This is a genomic window from Salegentibacter sp. BLCTC (genome assembly GCF_015143665.1).
Taxonomy (GTDB): domain Bacteria; phylum Bacteroidota; class Bacteroidia; order Flavobacteriales; family Flavobacteriaceae; genus Salegentibacter; species Salegentibacter maritimus.
This window is the reverse complement of sequence record NZ_WYEW01000027.1, coordinates 1-1,267: the sequence shown is the minus strand read 5'-3', so window position 1 is coordinate 1,267 and position 1,267 is coordinate 1. Positions and strand designations below refer to the sequence as shown.

The window sequence follows — 1,267 nt, the reverse complement described above, 5'->3', positions numbered from 1 at the left end:
CTGGACTTGCAAGAAAAAGTCGGACATTTTTTCTAAGACCTATGCTACATTTTTAAATTGATAAAATTTTTGTTCTACTTCATAAGGAGTTTTATACCCTAAAAAAGAGTGTAAACGTTTTCTATTATACCATATTTCTATGTATTCAAAAACAGCGGTTTTAGCCTGCTCTATAGTTTTAAAATTATCATCATAAATAAGTTCTACCTTTATTGTTTTAAAAAAGGATTCAGCAACTGAATTATCCCAACAATTTCCCTTTCTACTCATAGATTGGGTCACCAACGGGTTGGATTTAATAAATGTTCTAAATGTTTTTGAGGCGTATTGTATCCCTCGGTCTGAGTGGAATATTAAATCCATGTTTATATTGCGCTTGCTTACAGCCATTTTCCATGCAGGAACAATAGTTTGATTGGTATGTAAACTTGTACTTAATGACCAACCTATTACCTGCCTGTCAAACAAATCAATAATAGTGGTCAGGTACAGCCAGCCTTGATTGGTATGGATGTAAGTGATATCACTGACCCAAGCTTCATTTAACCTGCTGGGATTAAAGTTTCTGTTCAATAAATTTCTGCAAACCGGGTATTTATGGTTGGAATTAGTGGTAGCCTTAAACTTCCTTTTGTGTTTGCTTGCCCAATTGTTCGCCCTCATAATTTTAGCCACTCTACACCTGGATATACAGTAGCCTTTACGTTTTAGTTGCTCCGCTATTCTTGTGGAGCCATAACGTCTTTGACTCAGGTGAAATTCCTTTTTTATCAAATCCGTGAACAGGCTATGTTCCAGTGCCCGTTTTGATGGGCCGGCACTGTACCACCTATAAAAACTGCTCCTACTTACTTTAAAAACTTTGCACATCCTCTCGATGGGGTATAAGTGCCTATAACTGGCTATAAATCCATAGATTTCCCATCGCTCTTGGAGAAGATGTGCACGGCCTTTTTTAATATCTCAAGTTCAAGTTCCTTTTCTTTAAGCGCCTTGCGCAGTCTTTTAACTTCTAATGTATCATCAGGTATTGATCTTTCTGGCTTGGGGGATGTCGTTGTTTTGGCTGCCTTCCGCCATTTATAAATCCTTTGGACTTCTATACCTAATTCGTCTGCCAGTTCTTTTATGTTTTCTCGTTGGTAACTTAACCGAACTGCTTGCTCCTTTAATTCAGGACTGTAATAGCGTTTTTTCATGTTTCTAAGATATTTGTTTTGTAACAAACAGTCTTAAATTTTATGTCCGAATAAAGGTAGCAACTCCA

At 36.9% G+C, this 1,267-nt stretch carries 2 protein-coding genes; both read right to left on the bottom strand.

What is annotated here, in order from left to right:
- Positions 1-39: 39 nt before the first annotated feature.
- Complete coding sequence (locus tag GUB10_RS15850) at positions 40-906, bottom strand: IS3 family transposase (RefSeq protein WP_370591108.1); 867 nt, start codon at positions 904-906, stop codon at positions 40-42.
- Entirely contained in the window at positions 903-1,199 is a 297-nt protein-coding gene (locus tag GUB10_RS16205; protein ID WP_370591107.1) for a transposase, read from the bottom strand. Before GUB10_RS16205 ends, GUB10_RS15850 begins: the two co-directional genes overlap by 4 nt.
- Positions 1,200-1,267: the final 68 nt, after the last annotated feature.

What these genes read in the sequence shown, in the direction of transcription:
- GUB10_RS16205 (WP_370591107.1), bottom strand. Translation starts at nt 1,199, where the DNA reads ATGAAAAAACGCTATTACAGTCCTGAATTAAAGGAGCAAGCAGTTCGG.